Origin of the sequence: Streptosporangium pseudovulgare (assembly GCF_014648055.1) — a bacterium.
GTDB lineage: Bacteria > Actinomycetota > Actinomycetes > Streptosporangiales > Streptosporangiaceae > Streptosporangium > Streptosporangium pseudovulgare.
This window is the reverse complement of sequence record NZ_BMQJ01000012.1, coordinates 102,339-123,430: the sequence shown is the minus strand read 5'-3', so window position 1 is coordinate 123,430 and position 21,092 is coordinate 102,339. Positions and strand designations below refer to the sequence as shown.

The following is a 21,092-nucleotide window of genomic DNA, read 5'->3' as shown; positions in this document are numbered from 1 at the left end:
AACTCACTGCGGGAACCCCACCGCGGGAACCCCACCGCGAACCTCGCCAGGCGGAACCCCCCGCGCGGGACCGCCACCGCGAACCTCACCGGACGGGACCCGCCACCGTGGAATCCGCCGCGGGACACACCGCCCCGCGGCCCCGCCCGCCGCACGACCTCGCACACCACCCTCGCGCGACGCCACCTGGAAGGGCTGCCCGTTGACCGACGCAGAGGCCGTGACCGGCGGCCCGGCGACCCGCTACGACCCCGACCGGCCGCTCCCGCTGCACCACCTGGTCTACCTGGAGGACGGCGAGGAGGTGACGGTCGGCAGGCCGGACACCGACTCCTACGCGATCTTCCCGGCGGACGGCGCCGAACTGCTGCGCAGGCTCCAGGAGGGGGTCCCGCCGCGCGCGGCGGCCGCCTGGTACGCCGAGCGCTACCACGAGGACCCCGACATCGACGACCTGGTCGCGGCGCTCGGCGAGCTCGGCTTCGTCCGCGAGGCCGGCGAGACCGGGGGGACCGGCGAGACCGGCGAGGCCCGTGAACCCGGCGCGTCCGACGATCCCGGCGGGCCGTACACCGCGGACCGGCCGGTCCGCTGGCGGCGGCTCGGCGCGGCCCTCTTCTCCGCCCCCGCCTGGATCTGCTACGCGGCCGTCGTCGGATGGGCGCTGGTCGCGATGGCGCGCCGGCCCGACCTGGTGCCGAGCTACCGCAACGTCTTCTTCACCGATTACTACACCGTCATCCAGGCGGCGCTGTTCGTCGTGGCCATCCCGCAGCTGCTGCTGCACGAGAGCTTCCACGCGCTCGCCGGGCGGCGGCTGGGTCTGCGCTCCAGCCTGCGGATCTCCCGCAGGTTCTACTTCGTCGTGCTGGAGACGTCGCTGGACGGGCTGGTCGCGGTGCCCCGGCGGAAACGGTACCTGCCGATCGTGGCCGGGATGCTGGCGGACGTGGTCGTGATGGCGGCCCTGACGATCGCTGCCGACCTCACCAGGCAGCCGGGGGGCGCGCTCTCCTTCGCCGGGAGGTTCTGCCTGGCGTTCGCCTTCGCCGTACTGCTCCGCATCCTCTGGCAGTTCTCCCTGTACCTCCGCACCGACCTCTACGTCCTCGTCTCCACCGCGCTCGGCTGCGTCGACCTGCACACCACGGCCCGGCAGATGCTGGCCAACCGGGTGAACCGGCTGCTCGGCCGGCGAGACCGGCTCGTCGAGGAGTCCGACTGGCACCCCACCGACCGGCGCGTCGCCCGGTGGTACTCCTGGCTGATCGTCGCCGGCTACACGGTGAGCCTGACCACGTTCCTCGTCGCGGTCGCCCCGATCGTCTACCAGATGTTCGTCGGGATCCTCGGCCGGTTCACCGGCCACGGCGCGTCCTGGCCGGAGCTGCTGGACTCGCTCGTCTTCTGCGGATTCATCCTCGCGCAGCTCGTCGTTCTCGCCTGGGTGGCGGCCCGGGAGCGATACCGCGACCGGAGACAGCGGCTCGAACACGTCATCACCTGAAAGGGACGCACCATGGGTAACCACCACTGGATCCGGGCCGCCCGGCGCCGCGACCGCGACCTGCTGCGGGAAGGACTCGACCTGCCGCCGGTGCTGATGGTGCTCGACGCCCACCGGCGGCTGCGCGGGCCGTACACGGCGGCCGGCACGCTGATGCGGGCGATCGCGCCGGAGGCGCTGGAGCGCCGGCCCGAGCTGGGGCCCGCGCACAACATCGAGATCCTGACCAGCACCCCGGAGCTGGCCCGCCTGGTGCCGCCCGCGTGGACCTCGCTGGAGTGGCAGGCCGGCAAGGGGGAGCGCACCCGCTTCTACTCCCGGCTGCACACCCTGAACATCTCCAACGGCCTGGCCGAGCTGCTGCGCGACCACCTGGCGGCACTCGGCGGAGGGCCCCGCACCCTCGTCTTCGAGAACGTGCACCACGCCGACCCGACCGACCAGGAACTCGTCGCCGTGCTGCTGCGCCGCGGCGACCTGGACGGGCTGACCGTCGTCGTCGGCACCGGGCCCGAACCGGTCCCCGACCCGCCGGGCGAGGTCACGATCTCGCTGGCGCGCGTCCTCGCGCGCCACGCCGTACCGGTGGACGCTCCCGCCGCCGTCCTGACCTCCGCCGCTCCGGACGCCGGGGCCGTGGACGCGACGGCCGCCGCGCGCGCCTACGTCGAGGGCGACTGCACCGACGACGACCCGCTGCTGCTCGCCGCCTACGAGGCGCTGCCCGCCGCCGAGCGTGCGCGGCTGCACGACGAGCGGGCGGCGGCGCTGGCCGGCCGGGGCGAGTTCTCCCTGTCGCTGGGCGCGATCCCGTACCACGCCGAGCACGGCACCGACCCGTCCGGCGCCGGACTGGCCGCCCTGCGCCTGGCGATGGACCACTGCCGGGGCATCGGCCTCTACCAGGCCGCCGCCGACCTGGGCCTGCGCGGCAGGGCGCTGGTGGACCGGTCGACGCAGGAGGAGCTGTGGTGGCACTTCACCAACGCCACCAGCACCACGCTCGCCTCCCTCGGCCGGGCCGACGAGGCGATGACGATCTACGACGAGGCACGGGCCGTCAGCGCCGACCCCATCGTCCACATGGAGCTGGCCTACAGCACCGCCATGCTGTACGCCCGGCACTACCCCGAGCCGCGGCGCGACTACCAGCGGGCGCGGATGTGGATGAACATGTCCATCGCGATCGCCTCCCTGGTGGAGGACCCGAAGAAGCGGGCCTTCCACTCGGTCTTCGGCCACAACGGGCTCGCGCTGGTCGAGGTGCGCCAGAAGCGGGCGGACGAGGCGCTGCGGATGCTGGAGGACGGCATGGCCCGGCTGGACCGGGAGCTGGAACCCGGCGAGCACGCCCTGCACCGCGCGGTGCTGCGCTACAACCGCGCGCAGGTCCTCGGCATGATGGGCAGGCTGGAGGAGTCGTTGAGCGACTACCTCGCGGTCGTCGAACTCGACCCCGACTTCCCCGAGCACCACTTCAACGTCGGCAACATCCTGCGGCGCCTCGGCCGCGACGAGGAGGCCGTCGCCGCCTACGAGCGCGCGCTGCGCCTGTCGCCGCCGTTCCCCGAGGCGTACTACAACCTCGGTGACGCCCGCCTCGAACTCGGTGACGTGCGCGGGGCGCTGGCCGACTTCGGCTACACCCTCGAACTCGACCCCGCCCACCTCGACGCCCGGGTGAACCGCGCCGGGCTGCTGTGCGACCTGGGGGAGACCGACGCCGCCTGGCGGGACGTCACCGAAGGGCTGGAGCTCGCGCCGGACAACGCCCACCTGCTGTGCCTGAAGGGCCGGCTGCTCGCCGAGCGGGACGACTCCGACGCGGCCCGCGAGGCGCTGTCGGCCGCGATCGGCCGTGACGAACGGCTCGCCGAGGCGTGGGCGCTGCGCGGCGAGCTCGCCTACGCGGCCGGGGACCTCGCCGGAGCCGCCCACGACCTGGACCGGGCGGTCGAGCTGGGCGGCACGCCCGAGATGCGGTTCAACCGGGCCGTCGTCCACCAGGAGTCGGGCCGCTACGCCGAGGCCGCCGCCGACTACGAGATCGTGCTGGCCGCGACCGGCGACGAGGACAGCCAGGAACGGCTGGACGCCTGCCGGGCGGCGCTGGGCGAGCCCGCCGCGGCCGACGTGCCGGCCTGAGCCTGGGCCGACGTGCCGGCCTGAGCCTGGGCCGACGTGCCGGCCTGAGCCTGGGCCGACGTGCCGGCCTGAGCGGACGTGCTGACGCGCCGGCCTGAGAACGATCCGCGGCCGGCGCGCCGGCCCGGGAACGACCCACGGCCGGCGTGGGCCTTGAGAACGACCCGCGGAAGGGACGCGCCATGCCAGACCTGTTCGAGCCCGCGCGGCTGGGACGGCTCCGCCTGCCCAACCGGCTGGTGATGTCACCGATGACCCGCAGCCGCGCCGACCACCGCGGGGTGCCCGCGGCGGAGACGGCCGTGTACTACGCGCAGCGGGCCACCGCGGGGCTGATCGTCTCCGAGGGCGCCCAGCCGAGCCAGGCCGGGCAGGGTCACCCGGGGACCCCGGGCCTGCACACCGCCGAGCAGGTCAGGGCGTGGCGGGCGGTGACCGACGCGGTGCACGCGGCAGGCGGCCGGATCTTCGCCCAGCTCATGCACGCCGGCCGCATCGGCCACCAGAGCGTCAACGGGCTGCGGCCCGTGGCGCCGTCGCCGGTGCGGGCCGCCGGGCGGATCTTCACCCTCGGCGGGCACCGGGACCTGCCCGTCCCCCGGGAGCTGAGCACCGCCGAGACGCGGGCGACGATCGGCGACTTCGCCCGCGCCGCCCGGCTGGCCCTCGACGCCGGATTCGACGGGGTCGAGCTGCACGGCGGCAACGGCTACCTGATCCACCAGTTCCTCGCCTCGGGCACCAACCACCGCGGCGACGTCTACGGGCGCGACCGGCTCCGCTTCGCCGTCGAACTCGCCGCGGCCGTGGCGGAGGCGGTCGGCGGGGACCGGGTGGGGCTGCGCGTCACCCCGGGCGACCCGCACAACGACATCGCCGAGGACGACCTCGAACTGGTCTACCCGGCGCTGGCCGCCGCCCTCGCCCCGCTGGGCCTGGCGTATTTCCACCTCGCGGGCGTCGCGGCGGGCACGCCGCTCGCCGCCCGGATCCGGGCGGCCTGGCCCGGCGCCCTGGTGGTGGCGCCGCGGTCGGGGGGCGAGTTCCCCGACGACGGCGGCCGGGCCGCCGCCGAGGGGTGGCTCGCCGCCGGGGCCGACCTCATCGCCTTCGGCCGGGCCTTCCTCGCCAATCCCGACCTGGTGGAACGGCTGCGCACCGGCGCGCCGCTGAACCACCCCGACCCCGCGACCTACTACGGCGGCGGCGGGCACGGCTACACCGACTACTCCTTCGCCTCAGCCCGCGGCTGACCCCGTCGCGGCACCCCCCACAGCCGGCCGTACGGCTCCGGTCGTGTGGGCCGTACGGTTCCGGCCGCGGGCCGCGTGGGCCGGGCGGACCGGCCGGCCCGCGGGGCGCGGGCCGGCCGGTCACGACGTCACGGGCTGAGGCGGTGCAGGTCGCGCGGGAAGAGGGTCGTCTGGCGGACGTTGGCGGCGCCCGTCAGGCGGGAGGTCCAGCGTTCCAGGCCGATGGCGAAGCCGCCGTGCGGCGGCATGCCGTGCGCGAAGGCCGCGAGGTACCCCTCGTACGCCGCCGGGTCCTCGCCCCGGGCGGTGAGCGCGGCCAGGTAGTCGGCGTGCAGGTGCAGCCGCTGGCCGCCCGTCACCAGCTCCAGCCCCCGGAAGAGCAGGTCGAAGCTGCGTGAGCGCTCCGGCGCGGCCGGGTCGGGGTGGGTGTAGAAGGGCCGCTTGACCATCGGGTAGCCCGTGACGAACAGGAACTCCGAGCCGTGCTCGCGCAGCGCCCACTCGCCGAGCCAGCGTTCGTGCGCCGGGGCCAGGTCGGGTTCGCCGCGTGGGTCCTCCTCGGTGTGCCGGGCGAGGAGTTCCTGCGCCTCGGCGAAGTCGATCGCCGGGATCTCCTCCGGGACCTTCGGCACCTCGATCCCCAGCAGGGCGACGGCGGCCCCGGCGCGTTCGGCGACGGCCGCGTGCATGCCGCCGAGCGCGCGGGTGAGCACCGCCATGACGTCGCGGTGGTCGCGGACGAAGCCCAGTTCGGCGTCCAGGCTCGTGTACTGCGCCAGGTGCCGGGCGGTGTCGTGCGGCTCGGCCCGGAAGACCGGCCCGACCTCGTAGACCCGCTCGAACACCCCGACCAGGGCCTGCTTGAAGAACTGCGGGGACTGGGCCAGAAAGGCGGGCCGGCCGAAGTAGTCGATGCCGAAGACGTTGGCGCCCGACTCCGTCGCCGAGGCCACGATCTTCGGGGTCGACGTCTCGACGAACCCGAGTCCGTCCAGGGCGGCCCGGAACCCGGCGACCCCGGCGGCGGCGATCTCGAACGGCGCCCGCAGCAGGGGATGCCGCAGCGCCACCGGCGCGTGGTCGAGGACCGTGGGCAGCGTGCCGGAGACGACGGGCCGGTACAGGTCGAAGGGAGGCGGCTCGACCGGCGTGGAGAGCACGTCGATCACCGGGTCGGCCAGCTCGGCTCCGCCGGGGGCCTGCGGGTTGGCGGCGACGGTCCCGGTGACCTCGACGACGGTCTCCTCGGCCAGGTGGACCGGTTCGCGCAGCACGACCTGGGCGAGGCCGGAACGGTCCCTGACCACCAGGAACGACACGGATTTCAGCTCGCGGCGGCGGTGCAGCCAGCCGGCGATTCGTACGGTGCGGCCGACGTGCGCGGGCAGGTCGGCGGCGAGGATACGAGAGATCATCACACTCCTTGTGGAATATGAGCGGATCCCTTGGGAGTGCGGGGGAGAAGGGTGCTCCCGGTGCCACCGCACTTTCGCCGCCGCCTGGGCGGCGGCCTCATCACGGCCCGATCACGGGGGCCGGCCGGCAGGGCATTGGGCGGGATCGCCGTTCCTCCCCGCACTCGGGAGGGTCTTCACCCCGGGGCGCGGGACCGCCTTCGCAGCTACCGGCGGCTCTCTGACCCGCGTGATCCCGGGACTACTCGTCTCCGTCATCGCGTTGCGCCCAGTCTAATGCGATCTCGGCCGGGGAGCGGCGCCCGCCCCGCCTCCGCCGCTCTCCCGCCCGCGCCGGGCTCCGTGGCATCGGCTCCGTGGCATCGGCTCCGTGGCATCGGCACCGTGGCATCGGCACCGTGGCGCCGGCTCCGCGGGCACCGGCCTCTGCCCGTGCAGGCCTCTGCCCGTGCAGGCCTCCGCCCGTTCCGGGCCCGGCACGGGCGGAGGCCTGCACGCGGTGGCGCGTCAGGCCGACGCGCCGGAGACCGCGGTCTCGAACCAGCGGGTGATGCTCGTCGGATGCGTGATGGCGGTGCCGACCACGACGGCGTGCGCCCCCGCCCGGACGGCCTCGGCGGCCTGGTCCACGGTGTGGACGCGCCCCTCCGCGATCACCGGGACCGGCAGGTCGCGGGAGAGCCGGGCCACCAGGTCGAGGTCCGGGCCGGGGCCGGTGCGGGAGTAGGGCGTGTAACCGGCGAGGGTCGTCCCCACCACGTCGGCGCCCGCATCGGCCGCGGCGACGCCTTCCTCGTACGTCGAGACGTCGGCCATGACCAGCCGGCCGGTGCGCTCGTGCACCGCCCTGACGGTCTCGGCGAGCGTACGGCCGTCCGGCCTGGGCCGCCGGGTGGCGTCGAGGGCCACGATGTCGGCGCCGGTCTCCGCGACCGCGACGGCGTGGTCGAGCGTCGGCGTGATGAAGACCTCGCCGTCGCCGTCCTTCCACAGGCCGATGAGCGGAAGGTCGAGCGCGGCCCGGATCCGGCGCAGGTCATCCAGCCCCTGGGCGCGGATGCCCGCGGCCCCGCCGGCCGCGACCGCCAGGGCCACGCGGCACATCGTGTCGGGGTCGCGCATCGGCTCCCCGGGGTAGGCCTGGCAGGACACCACCAGACGGCCGCGCAGCGCGGCCAGCACCGGGTTCACACATCCTCCTCTGTGGTCGCCGAAACCGTGGCCGCCGGGGCCGCGGGAGCCGAAGCCGCCGCCGTCGGAACTGCGGGAGCCGAAGCCGCCGCCGTCGGAGCCGGGGTCGTCGTGGTCGAGGCCGTCGTGGTCGGCGCCGGGGTCGTCGTGGCCGAAGCCGCCGCCAGGGCCAGCCGGGCGGCGCCGAGCAGGGCGGCGTCCCCGCCGAGCGCGGCCGGCTCGATCGGGACGTCCCGCAGCGCGGGCAGCGCCTCGGCGCGGACCGCCTCGCGCAGCGCCCGCCACCAGGGCTCGCCGCAGCCGGTGACGCCCCCGCCGACCAGGACGAGCTCGGGGTCGATGACGTTCACCAGCCCCCCGATCGCCGCGCCCAGCGCGCCCGCCCCCTCGGCCAGGACGGCCGCGGCGATCGGGTCGCCGGCGTCGGCGAGGCGGACGACCTCGGACAGGTGCCCGGCCTCGGCCCCGCTGCGGCGGCGGTACTCCGCGAGCAGGGCGGGCCCGGAGGCGACCGCCTCGACGTGCCCGTGCCCACCGCACGGGCACGGCCGGCCGGCCGCGGCGGGGACGGGCAGATGCCCGGCGTGCCCGGCCACCGAGTGCGCGCCGTGCCGTACCCGCCCGCCGAGGACGAGGGAGGCGCCGACGCCGGTGCCGACGGCCACCAGCAGCACGTCGTCCCGGCCGGCGGCGGCGCCGCGCCACAGCTCGCCGAGCGCGTGCGCGTGCACGTCGTTGTCGACGGCGACGGGCAGGCCGAGCCGCCGGGACAGTTCGCCGCGCAGGTCGGTGCCCGCCCATCCGGGGATGGCGCCGGTGGCCGAGACCACCGTGCCGCTCCGGGGATCGATGACCCCCGCGCTGCCGACGCCCACCGCCGTGACGGTCCCCGCGCCGCCGTCGAGTTCCCGGACGAGCTCGGCGGCGGCGTCCACGACCGCGTCCGGCCCCCGGGTCGCGGGGGTCGGACGGGACCGTACGGCCAGCAGGTTCCCGGTGGGGTCCACCAGGCCCGCCGCGGTCTTCGTGCCGCCGATGTCCACGCCGACGACGAGGGTCACAGCAGCCCGGCCTCTTCCAGGCGGGCGGCCACGGCGCGGGTCTCCTCATCGGTCAGCTCCCGCATGGGCTGCGAGACGGCGGCGTGCGCGATGACGCCGCGCAGGGCGAGCGCCGTCTTGAACGCGCCGACGCCCCGCGTGCTGCCGCCGGCGGTCGCCGGGGACACGGCGTCGACGATGCGGAACAGCGCGGTCAGGCGGTCCTGCTCGGCCCTGGCGTCGGCCCAGCGGCCCTCGGCGCAGGCGCGGAGCAGCCGGACGTAGCCGTGCGGGTCGACGTTGCCCAGGCCCGGCACCGCGCCGTCGGCGCCGGCGAGCATCATCGCGTCCACCACGACCTCGTGGCCGGTCAGCGCCGAGAAGCCCGGCAGGCCGGCGGCGCCGAGCACCACCTGGCGGAAGCCGACGTCGTCGCCGCTGGAGTCCTTGAGGCCGTCGACGACGCCGTCGGCGGCCAGTGAGAGCACCTGGTCGACGGTGAGCTTGGTGTGCACCGACACCGGCACGTCGTAGGCGAGCAGCGGCAGGTCGACCGCGGCCCGGACCACCCGGAAGTGACGGTCGACCTCGACGGGGTGGACGCGGGTGTAGAACGGCGCGGTCACCACGGTGGCGTCGGCGCCGAGTTTCTGCGCGGCCCGGGCGCGTTCGATCACGCGGGCGGTCGTCGTCTCGATGCATCCGGCGATCACCGGGACCCGGCCCGCGGCCGTCCGCACCACGACCTCCAGCGCCCGGTCGCGCCGGGCGTCGGTGAGGAAGGCGGACTCACCGGAGCTGCCGAGCGCGAACAGGCCGGAGACGCCGGCGTCGATGAGGAACTCGACCAGCCGCTCCAGAGACGTCGCGTCGATCTCACCGTCCGGTGTCAGGGGGGTGACGACCGGGGGGACGACGCCGCTGAAGCGGGGCTTGCGGGGATTCACGGGATGCTCCTTACCGGCGGCTGGGATGGGTTTCGGGGTGAGATCCGGGGTGGATCTCGGGATGGACGCAGTGCCAGGAGTGCCCGCTCTCCGGGGCCGCGAGGGTGGCGTGCGGGAACTCCACCGCGCACTCGTCGGTGGCCTTCCAGCAGCGCGTGCGGAACGGGCAGCCGGACGGGGGGCGGGTCGCGGACGGGACCGGGCCGGTCAGCACGATCCGCTCGGTGTCGTCGAGCAGGCTCGGGGTGGCCGAGAACAGCGCCCGCGTGTACGGATGCCGCGCCTCGCCCGCGACCGCCGCGGCCGGGCCCTCCTCGACCACCCGGCCGAGGTACATGACCGCGATCCGGTCGGCGAGGTAGCGGACCGTCTGGATGTCGTGGGAGATGAACACCAGACCCAGGCCGAGGGTCGCGCGCAGGTCGACGAGGAGGTTGAGCACCTGGGCGCGGACCGAGACGTCGAGCGCGCTGGTGGGCTCGTCGGCGACGATCACGTCCGGTTCGAGGGCCAGGGCCCGGGCCACGGCGACCCGCTGGCGCTGCCCGCCGGACAGCCCGCCGGGCAGCGCCTCGGCGACGTGCCCGGGCAGCCCGACGAGGTCGAGCAGGTCGCGAACGCGGTCCTCGCGCTGCCGCGCCGTGCCGCGCCGGTGCACGTCGAGGGGGTCGCGCAGGATGCGGCGCACGGGCAGCCGCGGGTTGAGCGCGGTGGAGGCGTCCTGGAACACCATGGCCACCGAGGTGCCGAACTCCTCGCGCCGCCGCCGGGCCGGCAGCGACCACAGGTCCTCGCCGCGGAACCGCACCGTGCCCGAGGTGGGCTGCTGGAGGCCGACCACGACCTTGGCCAGGGTGGACTTGCCGCAGCCGGACTCGCCGACGACGCCGAGGATCTCACCTCGTCCGGCCGACACCGTGGCGTCGGTGAGGGCGTGCACCACGTCGCGGCGGAACAGCCCGCCGCCGCGTGCCGAGTGGAGGACGTGCACGCCCTCCAGGCTGACGACTGGTTCGTTCACAGCTGTCCCCCTCCCGGGTGGAAGCAGGCCCGTGCGTGGTCGTGCGGGTCGCCGGCCAGCACGGGCGGGGCCGTACGGCAGGCATCGGTGGCGGCGGCGCACCGGCCGGAGAACCGGCAGCCCGGACCGAAGTCCTGAGGTGCGGGCACCACGCCGGGCACCTGGTGCAGCCGCTCGGCGCCGGTCTCCAGGGAGAGCACGGAGCCGAGGAGGCCGCGGGCGTAGTGGTGCTCCACGCCGGAGAACAGCCGCGGTGTCGTGCCGACCTCCGCGAGCTGGCCGGCGTACATCACCGCGACCCGGTGCACGAGTTCGCCGACCAGGCCGAGGTCGTGCGAGACGAGCACCATGGCGAAGCCGAGCTCGTCGCGGAGCCGGCCGAGCAGCTCGACCACCTGGGCCTGCACGGTCACGTCGAGCGCCGTGGTGGGCTCGTCCGCGACGAGCAGGCGCGGGCTGCGGGAGAGCGCCATCGCGATCAGCACCCGCTGGCGCTGGCCTCCGGACAGCTCGTGCGGGTAGCTGCGCAGCGTGCGACGGGGGTCCAGGCCGACGAGTTCGAGCAGCTCCGTGGGGGTGCGCGTGCCGCCCCTGCGGGTGAGCTGCCGCAGCTGGGCGCCGACGAGGACCGAGGGGTTCAGCGACGACATGGCGTCCTGGTAGACCATGGCGATCTCCGGGCCGGAGATCGCCCGCCGCTCACGGGGCGGGAGCGTGAGGATGTCCCGCCCGTCGTAGACGATCCGGCCGTCGGCCCGCGCGCCGCGGGGCAGCAACCCCATGATCGCCAGACTGGTGAGGCTCTTGCCGCAGCCGGACTCGCCGACCAGGCCGAGCGTCTCACCGGCGCGCACGTCGAAGGAGAGCGACTGCACGACGGGGACGTCGCCGTACCGCTGGGGGAAGCGGATGGAGAGGTCCTCGACGGACAGCAGGGGCCGGGCGTCGGCCGGGAGCGGCGGCACCCGGGGCGCGCGTTCGCGCGCCACGGCGGCGAGCCTGGCGAGCGCCTCGCGCACCCCGGTCTCGTCCACCCGCTCGCCCGTCTGCTCACCCGTCCGTCCGGCCGCGGGTACGACGTCCGGGTCGGATGCCGGATCCGGGGCAGGGTCCGAGGCCGGGGCGGTCACCGCGTCCGCCGCCGGATCCGCCAGGGGACCCGCGGTCCGCGCCGGGGCCGGCCGGGCCGAGCGGGGCGCGGCCCAGGCGTCGGTCAGCCCCTCGGCGAGCAGGTTGAGCGCGAGCACCGTGACCAGGATCGCCAGGCCGGGGAAGAAGGTGGCCCACCAGCCGCCGGACAGCACGATCTGCCGGCCGTACGAGAGGACGTTGCCCCAGCTGGGCGCCGGGTCCTGGATGCCCGCGCCGATGAACGACAGGCTGGCCTCGAAGATGATCGCGTCGGCGACCAGCACGGTGGCGAAGACCATGATCGGTGCGGCGCAGTTGACGGCGACGTGCCGGACCAGGATGTACCGGCGGGGCGCGCCGATCACCCGCTCGGCGGCGACGTAGTCCTCGCCGTACTGCGCCAGGACGTTGGCCCGCACCACCCGGGTGAGCTGCGGCACGTACAGGAAGGCGATGGTCAGGATCAGGATCGGCAGGCTGCGGCCGAAGACCGCGACCAGCACCGCGGCGAGCGCGATGCCGGGGAAGGACATGATCACGTCGAGGACGCGCATGATGCCCTCGCCGACCACCCGGCGCGAGGTGGCCGCGAGGCTGCCGAGCACCGCGCCGGCCAGCACCGCCACCGCGGTGGCGCCCAGGCCGATGAGCAGCGAGGACCGCGCGCCGTGGGCGATCCGGGCGAAGATGTCCCGGCCGGCCCGATCAGTGCCGAACCAGTGGTCGGTGCCGGGCGGGGTGGCCGGCACGCCGGTCGCGAGCGGGTCGCCCGTGAGGAACGGCGCCAGTACGGCGAGCAGCGTGACCGCCGCCAGGACGATAAGGGAGACGCGGGCCGCCGGGGACAGCCGGGTGAACCGGATGCCCGGGCGGGACAGCCGCGCGGTGAGCTGGGATCGGAACATGGTCACACCGCCCGGATCCGCGGGTTGACGACGAGGTAGAGCAGGTCCACGACGAGGTTCACCACGAGGAACGCCAGCGCGATCGTCAGCACCGCCCCCTGTACCAGGGCCACGTCGCCGTTGGTGACGCCTTCGAGGATGAGCTTGCCCATGCCGGGCAGGTCGAAGATCGTCTCGATGACCACGGCGCCGCTGAGCAGGTAGCCCACCCGCAGGCCGAGCACGGTCAGCGGGGTGATGAGCGCGTTGCGCAGCACGCCGCGGATGACGACCGCGCGGGGCAGGCCGTTGCCGGTGGCGGTGCGGACGTAGTCCCGGTCCAGTTCCTCGACCATCGACGTGCGCACCAGCCGTGACAGCGAGGCCGCCACCGGGATGGCGGTCGCGATCGCCGGGAGCGCGAGCGAGCGCAGCCACCCGCCGGGGGAGTCGGCCGGGTTGACGTAGCCGCCGGTCGGGAACAGGTCCAGGCCGAGCGCGAACTCCTGGATGAGCAGGATGCCCAGCCAGAAGGACGGGATCGCCACGCCCGCGATGGACAGCAGACGGCCCAGCTGGTCCGGCCACCGGTCACGGTACAGCGCGCCGACGACGCCGAGGGCGAGGGCGAGCACGACCGCGAGCACCAGGGCCAGCAGCGTGAGCTGCATCGTCAGCGGGAAGGCCGTGACGATGCGGTCGATCACCGGGGCGGCCGGCGGGGCGGTCTGGCCCAGGTCGCCCTGCGCGAGCCGGCCCAGGAACCGCACGTACCGCACCGGCAGCGGGTCGTCCAGCCCGTGGGCCGCCGCGTAGGCGGCCCGGGCCTCGGGGCTCGCGCTCTCTCCGAGGGCGTTGTACGCCGGGTCGTTGGGTGAGAACTGCAGGACGACGAAGACGAGCAGGGTGATCCCGAGCAGCATCAGCGGCAGGGTCACCAGCCGTCTCGCGGCCAGCCGTAGGAATGCGAACATCGTGGTCTTCTCGTCGCGGGACGGTCAGGCGCGAGCGACGTCGAGGAACGACAGGCCCGTGGTGGGGATGGGCCTGAAGCCGGGGAGCGCCTTGTCGTCCCACGCGGTGGGCAGCTTGCGGTGCAGGATCGGGTACAGCGGGGCCTCCTCGGCGACGATGTCGACGACCTGGCCCCACAGCTTCCGCTGCTCGGCGGCGTCGCCGCTCCGGCTCGCGGTGTCCAGCAGCTCCAGGACCTTCTTCGCCTCCTTGGTCCCGCTCCAGCGGTGCCGCTTGGTCATCCAGATGCCGTCGTAGAACCAGCGCAGCAGCAGATCCATGTCGTTGCCGAAGACCGAGGGGTCGCCCGGCGCCACCAGGACCTGGAAGTTCCCCGGGTCGACCTTGTTGGCGTACTGCCCGCCGGACTGGCCGATGTCGAGGGTGGTGGCCGCGCCGACGGCGTCCCAGCCCTCCTTGATGACGGGGAGGACGTCCTTCACCCAGCCGGCGTCGGTGGAGACCAGGGTGACCTTCAGGCCCTCGGCGCCGGCGTCCTTCAGCAGGGACTTCGCCTTCTCGGGGTCGTAGCCGTAGACCGTCGAGGCCCTGGTGTAGGACGGGTGCGTCTCCTGGACGTAGCCGGTGGCCGGGGCGGCGTTGCCGAGCATGCCCGTCTTGATCAGCTTGTCCTTGTCGATGGCGTAGTGCAGCGCCTGCCGTACGCGCCTGTCGTCGAAGGGCTTGGCGGTGCAGTTGAACATGAGGAAGAGCAGGCCGAAGGACTGCACGGCCTCCAGCTTGTGCTTCTGGCCGACCCGGTCGACGTCGATGTAGGGGACGTCCTCGATCGCCGCGACCCGGCCGGACTCCAGCGCGGTGACGCGGGCCGACGGGTCGGCCAGCAGCCGCCAGGTCATGTTCTTGACCTTGGCGGGACGGGTGCCGTTGTACCTGTCCCACTTCTCGAAGACGAGCTTGTCCTCCTTGGTGGCCTCGACGAGCCGGAACGGGCCGGAGCCGACGGGCAGGGCGTCGAACGCGGCCTTGTCCTTCTCCACGATCGCCTTGGGCACGATCTTGACGACCGTGAGCCGTTCCTTGAGCAGCGGGAAGGCGTGCTTGAGCTTGATCTCCACGGTCTTGTCGCCGTTCGCGGAGACACTCTCCACGAACGGGATGAACTGCGCCATGAGCGAGGCGTTCGCCGGGTCCAGCACACGCTGGAAGCTGAAGGCCACGTCCGCGGCCGTCACCGCGGAGCCGTCGTGGAAGGTCGCGCCGTCGCGGAGCGTGACCTTGTAGGTCGTGTCGTCGGTCTTCTCCGGCTCGCCCGCGGCGAGCGCGGCGTACGGCTCGCGGGTCACCGGGTCGAGGTCGAAGAGGCCTTCGAAGACGTGCATGTTGGCCGCGACCGGTGTGGCGCCCGAGGAGGTCATGGGGTCGAAGCCGGTGGAGAGGGCGTAGGAGATGCCCGCCTCGATCGTGTCGGCGGCGGCCGCCGGCGCGGCGCTCCCGGTGGAGGCCGGGCCCGAGCAGGCGCTCAGCGAGCCGGCGAACGCGGTGGCCGCGCTCATGGCCCCGACGAACCGCAGGAATCCGCGGCGGTTGACGGGCGGGGTGAGGTGGGTCACGTCGTCCCTCTCCTTATGACCGTGGCCGGTGTTGGGGGGTGGTCGGCAATCGTATGACGTCTGATGTCTGATGCCGTTAAGATTCGGAATGTAGACGGGTACCGGACGAAAGGGCAAGATGTTGGCCGTGATCGAGCCCATCTCGCGACAATCAGGCGGTGCGCGGTTGCGTCAGCACGAGGTGGCCGAACGCATCAAGCAGTACATCCTGCAGAACCGCCTGCGCCCGGGTGACGCCCTGCCCACCGAGGCGGAGCTGTGCGCCGCCGTGGGAGCGAGCCGCTCCAGCGTCCGCGAGGCGATCAAGACCCTCACCGCGCTCGACATCGTCGAGGTGCGCCACGGTCACGGAACATACGTCGGGCGGCTGTCCCTCACCGCGCTCGTCGAGAGCCTCGCCTTCCGGGGCCTGCTCAGCCGGGCCGACGACTTCCGGGTGCTCGCCGAGCTGGTCGAGGTCCGCCAGACGATAGAGCAGGGCCTGGCCCCCTCCATCGTCGCCGCGCTCGACGACTCCCTCCGGACCGGCCTGGGCGAGATCGCCGACCAGATGGCCGAGCTCGCCGCCAGGGGCGAGACCTTCGTCGAGCAGGACCGCCGGTTCCACCTGCTGCTCATGGAACCGCTCGGCAACGAGCTGGTCACCCAGCTCACCGCCGCCTTCTGGGACGTGCACGCCATCGTGGCGCCCACGATGCACACCACCCCCGAGTCGGTGCAGGAGACCGTCCAGGCGCACCGGGCGATCGTCGAGGCGGCCGCCGCAGGGGACGCCGACCGCCTCTCCGCCGCGATCGCGGCGCACTACGTCCCGGTCCGGCGGCATCTCCAGGAGGGGCCCGAGGTCTCCGGCCCCGACGCCGAGGAGGCGACCGCCTAGGTTCCGCTCCGTGACTCCTCGCCGCGGCGGAGATCCACGAAACGGAACCCGGCGATCGCCCGCCGGCGACCGGCGAGGAACCGCTGGGCCGGGTGCGGCGGCCGGGCGGGGTGGATCTGGCGCCGGGGCTTCGGCCCGCGCCTCTGGCGCGCTACATTGGTGTGTAACTTTCCAATGGGAAGTAGGCACTTCAGAGTGCGTAAGGCGCCCATGGGTGGGAGGAGCGGCGGATGGCGACGATGACGGCTGCCCAGCAGAGGGCACAGGCCAAGGTGGAGTACAACGCCTTCGTGGCGGCCTGCCCCAGTCGCAAGCTGCTCGACCGGATCTCCGACAAATGGGTCACGCTGATCCTGGCCGCGCTCGGCAGCGACGGCGCGCACCAGCCGGGCGCCGACTGCGCCGGCGAGCCCCGGGCGATGCGCTACTCGGAGTTGGCCCGCCTGCTGGCCGGCATCAGCCAGAAGATGCTCACCCAGACGCTGCGCTCCCTGGAGCGCGACGGCCTGGTGACCCGCACCGTGGTGCCGACCGTGCCCGTCACGGTCTCCTACGAGCTGACCGAGCTCGGCCTGTCGCTGTACGAGATGATGCGCGGCCTCAAGGCCTGGGCCGAGGTGCACATGGACGATGTGCTCGCCCACCGCGAGACGTACGACACCCGCGCCGGGTGAACCGGCGCGGAACGCCCCGCCGGCGGCACCGGCGCCCTCTCGAGCCCTGACCCGAGGCCCGTGACCAGGCCGACGTCGGCGTCCCAGTACATGATCTCGTCGATGTCGCCCGCGGACGGGTCCCGCACCCGGCCGGGGACATCCGAGGGCCCGCCCCCTGCCGCGAGGAGAAAGCCCTCGAACGCCGCCGTCAGCGGCCGATCTCGTCCAGTTCGGCGAGATCCTCGGCGGAGAGCGGGAGTCCCGCGCCCGCGACGTTCTCGCGCAGGTGCGCCACCGACGAGGTGCCGGGGATCAGCAGGATGTTCGGTGACCGCCGCAGCAGCCAGGCCAGGGCGACCGACATCGGCGTCGCGTCCAGCCGGGAGGCCACGGCCGTGAGCGCCGAGGACTGCAGCGGGGTGAAGCCGCCGAGGGGGAAGAAGGGCACATAGGCGATGCCCTGCCCGGCGAGCTCGTCGATCAGCTCGTCGTCCTGGCGGTGGGCGAGGTTGTACATGTTCTGCACACACACGATCGGCGCGATCGAGCGCGCCTCGGCGACCTGTTCCACCGTCGCGTTGCTCACGCCGAGGTGCCGGATCAGGCCCTGCCGCTGGAGTTCGACGAGGGTCTCGAACGCCTCGGCGAGCGAGCCGGGCTGGGGGCCCTGGGCGTCGCCGAGCCGGAGGTTGACCACGTCCAGCGTCTCGAGGCCGAGCTCCCGAAGGTTCTCGTGGACGGCGCGGCGCAGGTCTTCGGGCCGCCGGGCAGGAGGCCAGCCTCCCTCCTGGTCCCGGGTCGCGCCGACCTTGGTCACGATGTGCAGCGAGTCGGAGTACGGGTGCAGCGCTTCCCGGATCAGCCGGTTGGTGATGTGCGGTCCGTAGGCACCGGAGGTGTCGATGTGGGTGATCCCCAGATCGGCGGCCTCGCGCAGGACGGCGAGTGCGCCGTCGCGATCGGCGGGCGGGCCCATGACCCAGGGGCCGGCGAGCTGCATGGCGCCGTAGCCGAAGCGGGTGACGGCCAGGTCGCCCAGGGCCCAGGTGCCGCCGGGAAGGGAGGTGGAGAGCGTGCTCATTGCTTCGCCTTTCGTGGTGAGCCGGATGATGGTGCCTGACAGCGCCTTGCATCATCTTTGGTGCGTAGCTCCCTGAAGGGAAGTGGGCACTTCGGAGTGCGTAGGGCACCCGCGGGTGAGAGGAGCGGCGGATGGCGACGCCGACGGCCCCCGGCCACGATGTCCTGGGAGGAAGTGATCGACCGTACGGCGGAGCCGCTGCGCACCGTGGTGCTCGGGTGAGAAGCCATCCGCTCGCCGGGCGGCGGCCCTGATCGGGGCGTCACGGACACGGTTCCCCATGGCCGCCTGCGACGTGACGGTGTCGATGACCTGTGCGCCTCACCCGCGGCGAACCGGTGGTAGGAGGGCGTGTCGAAGCTCGCGTCGGTGACGGGGTGGAACAGCACCTGCTGCACCAGCGGCACGTCGCCGCGTTCCTTGGCCATCAGGGTCAGGGCGGCGCTCATGTTGCCGCCGACGGAGTCACCGGCGACCGCGATGCGGGTGGCGTCGAGGTGCTTGGTGGCGCCTTCGGTGACGACCCAGCGGGCGACGGTGTAGTTCTGCTCGATCGCGACGGGGTAGCGGGCCTCGGGCGAGAGGTCGTACTCGGGGAAGACGACGGCGGCGTTCGCGCCGACGGCGAGTTCGCGGACCAGGCGGTCGTGGGTGTGGGCGTTGCCGAACACCCGGCCGGCGCCGTGGATGTAGATGATGACGGGCAGGGTGCCGGTGGCGCCGGCGGGCTTGACGACGCGGGCGCGGACGCTGCCCGTGGGCCCGCCGGGGACGGTGATCCACTCCTCGTCGACCTGCGGCTTGGCGATGTCACCGGACTGCACTTCGTCGACGGCCTTCCGTCACTCGTCCGCGCCGCACGCGCAAGGCCGGGGAGGGGCGAGTTCGTCCGTCCTGCCGGCGACGCCCCACGCGACGCCCGCTCCACGGTGCTCGGTGCTGCCTGGTGCGCCGTCCGTTGGACGTCAGTCCCACCAGAAGGTCCAGGTGTTGATGCCGCTCAACTCCTCTGCGTAGGACCTGAGCGTGTAGGGACTGCATCCCTGCTGGATGTTGTCCGGGCAGAACGCGAAATGCTCCGCAGCCACGTGCAAGGCGTGCTCCACAGTGCGGGGCGGCGCGGCCACGCTGAGGTGGAGGGTGTCGAATCCGACCGCGACCACGCGCACGCCGAAGCGGCTCTCCCAACTGCGCAGCATCGCCGACAGCGGCGGTGTGCCGCTGTGGTTGCACGGCCCTGTCCAGCCGATCGCGGTCAGGGCGTCCGCGCCGCAGGCGGCCGGCACCAGGCCCAGATGACCGCGCTGGTCGTCGAGCAGTTCGGCATACCGGTCGGCGGCCTCGGCCGGATCCGCGGTGGGTTCGCCGGGCGGTGCGAGGCCGGGGCAGTCGCGGCGGAACGGTTCGAGATCTTCGAAGTCGTAGTGGTCCTCGTCGTCATCCTCCGCCCATTCCGCCCATGCCTCCGCCATGAAGCCGGCGGCGTCGTGCTCGTCGATTTCAGACACGGGCGTCGGCGTCAGCTCGCCCTGTTCCCATGGTCGGCCATCGCCGCGGCTCAGATCGTGCAGCAGGAGCAATGGCCACAGTCCCGACCGAGGGTGCTCAGCGTGGAACACGGCCCAGGTCTCACCGTCGACCGGGCGGTCGCTCATCCAGAAGACCGGCGCATGCGACAGGCCTTCGGCTTTCTCCTCGCCCCGCATGGACCGATCCGCCGTCATAAGACGTCCATCCGGGAGGGGGACCGCCAAGCTGCGGCCAGTGCCGCCGTCGGGAAACAGCCGGGCGAGTTCCGCAGGGAGCAGGAGATCGTCCATCATGTCGGGTCCTCACATGTCGACGGGTCGCGAATCCCCCTCAGCGGGGTGATACCACCGACGGAACCGTACGTCCGGGGACCGACAAGTCTGATGATCACGTCTCCTTTGCGGTGGACGGCAGGACCGGTCGGGCCGGACCTGCTCTGCTGCACGACACCGGTACTACTCGCAGCCCGGCTGCTCGAGCAGGACCTGGAAGTGCTCGGCCGCGGGCGGAATTCGCCGGCCGTTCTGACGATGAGGCATGTCGAAGGGCGCCGTGGCCGTCTCTTCGATTCGGTTACCGCGCCGTCGGTTTGAACGGCCATCGAGGTTCGGGGCCCACGCTGTCGTGATCAAGGTGCCCAGGTGAAGTCGTCCGAGCCCGTCAGCACTCCCTGGCGGCGTTCAGGCCGACGGCCGAATGACGGTCAAACGATGAAGGGCCTGACCGCTGTCTCCAGCGATCAGGCCCTTCACCTGCGAGTCGGGGTGGCGGGATTTGAACCCACGACCTCTTCGTCCCGAACGAAGCGCGCTGCCAAGCTGCGCTACACCCCGGCGCACGTCGGTCTTGCTCGTGCTTGAGAAAGTCTAGCGGACTTCGCGGGTGCTTGCGTCATTCCGGCGTCGCGGCACCAGGGTCAGCAGGCTCGCCTCGGGGAAGCAGGCGAACCGGGCCGGGGCGTAGGGGCTGGTGCCCAGGCCGGCCGAGACGTGGAGGAACGCCGAGTCGTGGCGGCTCAGGCCCTTGACCCGGGCGCGGTCGATGCCGCAGTTGGTGACCAGCGCGCCGTAGAACGGGATGCAGAGCTGGCCGCCGTGGGTGTGGCCGGCCAGCAGCAGCTGGTAGCCGTCGGCGGCGAAGCGGGTCATGTTGCGCGGCTCGGGGGAGTGCATCACGCCCAGGCGGAGGTCCGCCTCCTCGGGGGCGGGCCCGGCGATCAGGTCGTAGCGGTCGCGGTTGATGTGGGAGTCGTGGATGCCGCCCACGGCCACGTCGAGGTCGCCGACCTTGAGGCGGGCCGTGGTGTTGTTCATGTCCAGCCAGCCCTCGGCCGACATGGCGGCGCCCAGCTCCTCCCAGGGAAGCGAGGGGATCTTCTGGACGTGGTCGCCCTTGGAGGTGCGCCACAGGTAGCGGACCGGGTTCTTGGGGCGCGGCGCGTACATGTCGTTGGAGCCGTAGACGAACAGGCCCGGGCGGGTCAGCAGCGGCTCCAGGGCGTGCATGAGCGGGGCGACCGCGTCGGGGTGCGCGATGGAGTCGCCGGTGTTGACCACCAGGTCGGGCTGGAGCTCGCCCAGCGAGCGGACCCAGTTGATCAGCATCCGCCTGCCCGGGGTGAGGTGCAGGTCGGACAGGTGCAGGATGCGCACCGGACGCCGGCCGGGCGGCAGCACGGGCACGTCGAAACGCCGCAGGCGGAACGCGTTGCGCTCGACGACCGAGGCGTAGGCGAGGCCGGTAAGGCCGACACCGAACAGGGACAGGGGCACCGCGGCTGCTTTCCTCACACCCTCATCATGCCCGACACCCGGCGCCCGGGG

Annotated in this window: 17 protein-coding genes and 1 tRNA gene; 5 read left to right on the top strand and 13 right to left on the bottom strand. The window is 73.4% G+C overall.

Annotated features, from left to right (window positions below):
- Nucleotides 1–202 precede the first annotated feature (202 nt).
- The 3 genes from IEZ10_RS23330 (at nt 203) to IEZ10_RS23320 (ending at nt 4,905) form a co-directional block, all read left to right on the top strand.
- Complete coding sequence (locus IEZ10_RS23330) at nt 203–1,507, top strand: hypothetical protein (RefSeq protein ID WP_229811552.1); 1,305 nt, start codon at nt 203–205, stop codon at nt 1,505–1,507.
- 12 nt (nt 1,508–1,519) lie between these two features.
- Nucleotides 1,520–3,652 carry a tetratricopeptide repeat protein gene (locus IEZ10_RS23325; protein WP_189248640.1) on the top strand — a complete coding sequence of 711 codons (2,133 nt, stop codon included), beginning with the start codon at nt 1,520–1,522 and terminating at the stop codon, nt 3,650–3,652.
- Between the two features lie 182 nt (nt 3,653–3,834).
- The gene (locus IEZ10_RS23320; protein WP_189248639.1) at nt 3,835–4,905 is read left to right on the top strand and encodes an oxidoreductase; all 1,071 of its coding nucleotides are present in this window, start codon (nt 3,835–3,837) and stop codon (nt 4,903–4,905) included.
- 128 nt (nt 4,906–5,033) lie between these two features.
- Here IEZ10_RS23320 and aspS read toward each other — a convergent pair whose 3' ends face one another.
- The 8 genes from aspS to IEZ10_RS23280 all read right to left on the bottom strand — a co-directional run bounded on the left by aspS (nt 5,034) and on the right by IEZ10_RS23280 (nt 15,122).
- The gene (aspS, locus tag IEZ10_RS23315; protein ID WP_189248638.1) at nt 5,034–6,320 is read right to left on the bottom strand and encodes an aspartate--tRNA(Asn) ligase; all 1,287 of its coding nucleotides are present in this window, start codon (nt 6,318–6,320) and stop codon (nt 5,034–5,036) included.
- A gap of 507 nt (nt 6,321–6,827) precedes the next feature.
- Nucleotides 6,828–7,511 (bottom strand): N-acetylmannosamine-6-phosphate 2-epimerase, encoded by a 684-nt coding sequence (locus tag IEZ10_RS23310; protein ID WP_189248637.1) that lies wholly within the window; start codon nt 7,509–7,511, stop codon nt 6,828–6,830.
- On the bottom strand, nt 7,508–8,572 hold the full coding sequence (locus IEZ10_RS23305) for an ROK family protein (RefSeq protein WP_189248636.1): 1,065 nt from the start codon (nt 8,570–8,572) through the stop codon (nt 7,508–7,510). Before IEZ10_RS23305 ends, IEZ10_RS23310 begins: the two co-directional genes overlap by 4 nt.
- Entirely contained in the window at nt 8,569–9,498 is a 930-nt protein-coding gene (locus tag IEZ10_RS23300) for a dihydrodipicolinate synthase family protein (protein ID WP_189248635.1), read from the bottom strand. Before IEZ10_RS23300 ends, IEZ10_RS23305 begins: the two co-directional genes overlap by 4 nt.
- Before the next feature lie 10 nt (nt 9,499–9,508).
- On the bottom strand, nt 9,509–10,519 hold the full coding sequence (locus IEZ10_RS23295) for an oligopeptide/dipeptide ABC transporter ATP-binding protein (RefSeq protein WP_189248634.1): 1,011 nt from the start codon (nt 10,517–10,519) through the stop codon (nt 9,509–9,511).
- Nucleotides 10,516–12,555, bottom strand: a complete 2,040-nt coding sequence (locus tag IEZ10_RS23290; RefSeq protein ID WP_189248633.1) for a dipeptide/oligopeptide/nickel ABC transporter permease/ATP-binding protein — start codon at nt 12,553–12,555, stop codon at nt 10,516–10,518. Before IEZ10_RS23290 ends, IEZ10_RS23295 begins: the two co-directional genes overlap by 4 nt.
- A 2-nt stretch (nt 12,556–12,557) precedes the next feature.
- Nucleotides 12,558–13,508, bottom strand: coding sequence for an ABC transporter permease (locus IEZ10_RS23285; RefSeq protein ID WP_189248632.1), 951 nt, complete (start codon nt 13,506–13,508; stop codon nt 12,558–12,560).
- A gap of 24 nt (nt 13,509–13,532) precedes the next feature.
- Nucleotides 13,533–15,122, bottom strand: coding sequence for an ABC transporter substrate-binding protein (locus IEZ10_RS23280; protein ID WP_229811551.1), 1,590 nt, complete (start codon nt 15,120–15,122; stop codon nt 13,533–13,535).
- Between the two features lie 127 nt (nt 15,123–15,249).
- Here IEZ10_RS23280 and IEZ10_RS23275 point away from each other — a divergent pair, with 127 nt between their 5' ends.
- Nucleotides 15,250–16,002, top strand: coding sequence for a FadR/GntR family transcriptional regulator (locus IEZ10_RS23275; RefSeq protein ID WP_229811550.1), 753 nt, complete (start codon nt 15,250–15,252; stop codon nt 16,000–16,002).
- A 230-nt stretch (nt 16,003–16,232) separates the two neighbouring features.
- Nucleotides 16,233–16,676, top strand: coding sequence for a winged helix-turn-helix transcriptional regulator (locus tag IEZ10_RS23270; protein ID WP_189248630.1), 444 nt, complete (start codon nt 16,233–16,235; stop codon nt 16,674–16,676).
- 190 nt (nt 16,677–16,866) lie between these two features.
- On the opposite strand, the gene IEZ10_RS23265 is transcribed toward IEZ10_RS23270, so the two are convergent.
- From IEZ10_RS23265 to IEZ10_RS23245, 5 genes are all read right to left on the bottom strand, one after another.
- Nucleotides 16,867–17,739, bottom strand: coding sequence for an aldo/keto reductase family oxidoreductase (locus IEZ10_RS23265; protein ID WP_189248629.1), 873 nt, complete (start codon nt 17,737–17,739; stop codon nt 16,867–16,869).
- Nucleotides 17,736–18,563, bottom strand: coding sequence for an alpha/beta hydrolase (locus tag IEZ10_RS40580; RefSeq protein ID WP_444545402.1), 828 nt, complete (start codon nt 18,561–18,563; stop codon nt 17,736–17,738). The genes IEZ10_RS23265 and IEZ10_RS40580 overlap by 4 nt, the downstream gene beginning before the upstream one ends.
- Nucleotides 18,564–18,704: 141 nt before the next feature.
- Nucleotides 18,705–19,562, bottom strand: a complete 858-nt coding sequence (locus IEZ10_RS23255; protein ID WP_229811549.1) for a DUF4253 domain-containing protein — start codon at nt 19,560–19,562, stop codon at nt 18,705–18,707.
- Nucleotides 19,563–20,028: 466 nt separating this feature from the next.
- Nucleotides 20,029–20,102 (bottom strand) — tRNA-Pro (locus IEZ10_RS23250).
- 33 nt (nt 20,103–20,135) lie between these two features.
- Nucleotides 20,136–21,059, bottom strand: a complete 924-nt coding sequence (locus IEZ10_RS23245) for a metallophosphoesterase (RefSeq protein WP_189248628.1) — start codon at nt 21,057–21,059, stop codon at nt 20,136–20,138.
- Between the last annotated feature and the right edge of the window lie 33 nt (nt 21,060–21,092).

Coding starts and splice junctions, on each gene's coding strand:
- IEZ10_RS23320 (WP_189248639.1), top strand. CDS start 3,835: ATGCCAGACCTGTTCGAGCCCGCGCGGCTGGGACGGCTCCGCCTGCCC.
- IEZ10_RS23265 (WP_189248629.1), bottom strand. CDS start 17,739: ATGAGCACGCTCTCCACCTCCCTTCCCGGCGGCACCTGGGCCCTGGGC.
- IEZ10_RS23270 (WP_189248630.1), top strand. CDS start 16,233: ATGGCGACGATGACGGCTGCCCAGCAGAGGGCACAGGCCAAGGTGGAG.
- IEZ10_RS23325 (WP_189248640.1), top strand. CDS start 1,520: ATGGGTAACCACCACTGGATCCGGGCCGCCCGGCGCCGCGACCGCGAC.
- IEZ10_RS23290 (WP_189248633.1), bottom strand. CDS start 12,555: ATGTTCCGATCCCAGCTCACCGCGCGGCTGTCCCGCCCGGGCATCCGG.
- IEZ10_RS23285 (WP_189248632.1), bottom strand. CDS start 13,508: ATGTTCGCATTCCTACGGCTGGCCGCGAGACGGCTGGTGACCCTGCCG.
- aspS (WP_189248638.1), bottom strand. CDS start 6,320: ATGATCTCTCGTATCCTCGCCGCCGACCTGCCCGCGCACGTCGGCCGC.
- IEZ10_RS23255 (WP_229811549.1), bottom strand. CDS start 19,562: ATGATGGACGATCTCCTGCTCCCTGCGGAACTCGCCCGGCTGTTTCCC.